Genomic DNA, 2,490 nt, shown 5'->3' with positions numbered 1-2,490 from the left:
GGAGATCCACGATGGCTCAAATCAATGATACGGATGGCGTGCGGGTCGTGATGAGCCCCGCGCAGTTGGCGGCGGTAGTGTCGGGGAAATCGATCAGTCGATCGGAGACGCTGACCAACCGGCTATGGGGCGGTCTGCAAATCGTCGGCGGGGTATTGGAAATGGCCGGCGCGAGCGTACTCTGTGTGATGCCGGAACCGACGATGCTCAGCAAAGCGGGATGCATCGTATTCGGCGTGCATGGTTCGGACACGGCGGCGGCGGGGATTCGTCAAGTATGGACGGGGCGGGATACGGCCACCCTGGTTCAGCGGGGCACGGCCAAGCTGGCCGAGACGCTGAAGGCTCCGCCGGAGATGGCGAACCATATCGGCTTGTCGGTGGATATCGGCGTGTCGTTTGGCGTTGCCGGGATGGTGAAGGCAGTACGTGTCGCCAGTGTCACGATGGGGCGCATCGAGCTGATGCAGCATGAGGCGAAAACGCTAAAGGGACCGGGTGGGCATACGTTGCTAAAGCATGTCGGGCAGACTGAGGGCCAGTTGCGAGCAAGACTGGCGAAGGAGTCGGATAGAAAATTGGTTTCATCATTCAAAAATATGCAGGTGGCTGAATTTGCTATTTCTGCGGTAATGCGGGCCAATTTGGCGAAAATCAAATCGTGGGCGCAGGTCCCGCCAAAGCCAGGTAAGACGTTAACTATTAATGGCTATGTTGCTGGCGATATAGGTTATGGGGTGGTGCGGGCGACAGGGCAGCTTGTCAAGTTGAATAACGTAAAAATCATATTGAAGTACGAATTTTACAATGGGTTGGCATATTATGTATTAACCTCGTACGTTGAGTGAGATGAAAGATAATCCCTATTCCGAACTCGATCAATTTCTGGGAATCTGCTTGAGTCAAGACTATGATATCTTTGGAAGTAATTTGGCAGAGATAGTTGAGTATTACAAGAAAACTGCTGAAAAAAATGATATCGATAAGTTGATTCGAGAGGTTGTGCAATTTAAGGTCGATAATTTTGATGATTTGGATAATGTTTTCGATGCTACTTACGGGCGTGAGGTCTCAATTCAGGCATGGGGTTATACAACCGCTTCATTCCTCGATGAGCTAAAAAGGCTATTGCAAGAATAGTTGGCTTGAGCGCGTTCGCGTTCGGCGTCAGCGCGGTCGCTTGGGCGCTTTGCGGCGGCTGGGGCTTCTGCTTGTCGGTTTTTCGTGCACTGGCGTCTCCCTGCGGCACCGGCAATTCCGTTCGCTTCTGCGGATAGCGCGGCAGCGAAGTTGTGCAAGTCGACGGCCTTGTTATCGGGCGGCGCGGGAGCTGCGGCTCGATTGATGGTGTGGTGTATTGCGAAAGGGCAACATCGAGTCATCTCAAAATATTCAATGTAATCAGTCTGTTAGGATCGACTCCTTCTTTCTGAGGAGGAGATCCACGATGGCGCAAATCAACGATACGGATGGCGTGCGGGTCGTCATGAGCCCCGCGCAGTTGGCGGCGGTAGTGTCGGGGAAATCGATCAGTCGAACGGAGACGCTGACCAACCGGCTATGGGGCGGTTTGCAAATCGTCGGCGGGGTACTGGAAATGGCCGGCGCGAGCGTACTCTGTGTAATGCCGGAACCGACGATGCTCAGCAAGGCGGGCTGTATCGTATTCGGCGTGCATGGTTCGGACACGGCTGTGGCGGGGATTCGTCAAGTCTGGACGGGGCGGGATACGGCTACGCTGGTGCAGCAGGGCACGACTAAGCTGGCCGAGACGCTGAAGGCTCCGCCGGAGATGGCGAACCATATCGGCTTGTCGGTGGATATCGGCGTGTCGTTTGGCGTTGCCGGGATGGTGAAGGCAGTGCGTGTGGCCAGCGTCACGATGGGCCGGATCGAGCTGATGAAGCATGAGGCTAAAACGCTAAAGGGACCGGGTGGGCAAACGTTGCTAAAGCATGTGACAACATGAGTGATTCGAGATATGAAAATCTATGGAATATCGTTGTTGGATATTTTCATGAGGATTATGATCTATTTGGAAGAGATGTATTTGAAATCATGGCGTATCATAAATCAGTTTCTGATGAGGCGAACAGGAAGCTTGCAATGGAGGAAATCGAAAAATTCAAATCGGAAAACCAGGGGAATATCGACGCAGCCTTCAGGGACGAATTTGGAGATCGATTGGATTTTCGAGCGTGGGGCTATGCAACAACCGCCTCATTCCTCGACGAGCTAAAAAGGCTATTGCAAGAATAGCTGGTCTGCCCTGAACAATCCCAAGACGAGTGGCGGACGGATTGATGCAACAACGCCTCTCAAACCCGCAAATTCGTCCGCCTGCCCCTCATATTCTCCCCTTCGACAGCGGAATTCCGCGGTGTGAGGCGCAGGCTCCACGCTCTAACATTCGAAGGTAGTGTGCGGAGATATGTGCAAGAAGGCTGAGGGGGCAAGTGCCTGAGGTGGAAGGTGACCATGGTGTAAGTT

General features: G+C 53.4%; 3 protein-coding genes and 1 pseudogene. All 4 read left to right on the top strand.

Going from position 1 to position 2,490, the window contains the following annotated elements; genetic code table 11:
• Nucleotides 1-11: 11 nt before the first annotated feature.
• The 4 genes and pseudogenes from J3489_RS34195 to J3489_RS34180 all read left to right on the top strand — a co-directional run bounded on the left by J3489_RS34195 (nt 12) and on the right by J3489_RS34180 (nt 2,259).
• Complete coding sequence (locus J3489_RS34195; protein ID WP_207005244.1) at nt 12-848, top strand: RNase A-like domain-containing protein; 837 nt, start codon at nt 12-14, stop codon at nt 846-848.
• A gap of 1 nt (nt 849) precedes the next feature.
• Nucleotides 850-1,140: a contact-dependent growth inhibition system immunity protein gene (locus tag J3489_RS34190; RefSeq protein ID WP_255555329.1), complete on the top strand. Its 291-nt coding sequence runs from the start codon at nt 850-852 to the stop codon at nt 1,138-1,140.
• A 307-nt stretch (nt 1,141-1,447) separates the two neighbouring features.
• A pseudogene (locus tag J3489_RS34185) lies at nt 1,448-1,960 on the top strand (RNase A-like domain-containing protein); the annotation flags it as partial.
• A gap of 5 nt (nt 1,961-1,965) precedes the next feature.
• Nucleotides 1,966-2,259, top strand: a complete 294-nt coding sequence (locus J3489_RS34180; RefSeq protein WP_207005242.1) for a contact-dependent growth inhibition system immunity protein — start codon at nt 1,966-1,968, stop codon at nt 2,257-2,259.
• The last annotated feature ends 231 nt before the right edge of the window (nt 2,260-2,490 follow it).

Origin of the sequence: Trinickia mobilis, assembly GCF_017315705.1 — a bacterium.
Lineage (GTDB): Bacteria > Pseudomonadota > Gammaproteobacteria > Burkholderiales > Burkholderiaceae > Trinickia_A > Trinickia_A mobilis.
This window is presented reverse-complemented; position numbering and strand designations above follow the sequence as displayed.

What these genes read in the sequence shown, in the direction of transcription:
- J3489_RS34195 (WP_207005244.1), top strand. Translation starts at nt 12, where the DNA reads ATGGCTCAAATCAATGATACGGATGGCGTGCGGGTCGTGATGAGCCCC.
- J3489_RS34190 (WP_255555329.1), top strand. Translation starts at nt 850, where the DNA reads ATGAAAGATAATCCCTATTCCGAACTCGATCAATTTCTGGGAATCTGC.
- J3489_RS34180 (WP_207005242.1), top strand. Translation starts at nt 1,966, where the DNA reads ATGAGTGATTCGAGATATGAAAATCTATGGAATATCGTTGTTGGATAT.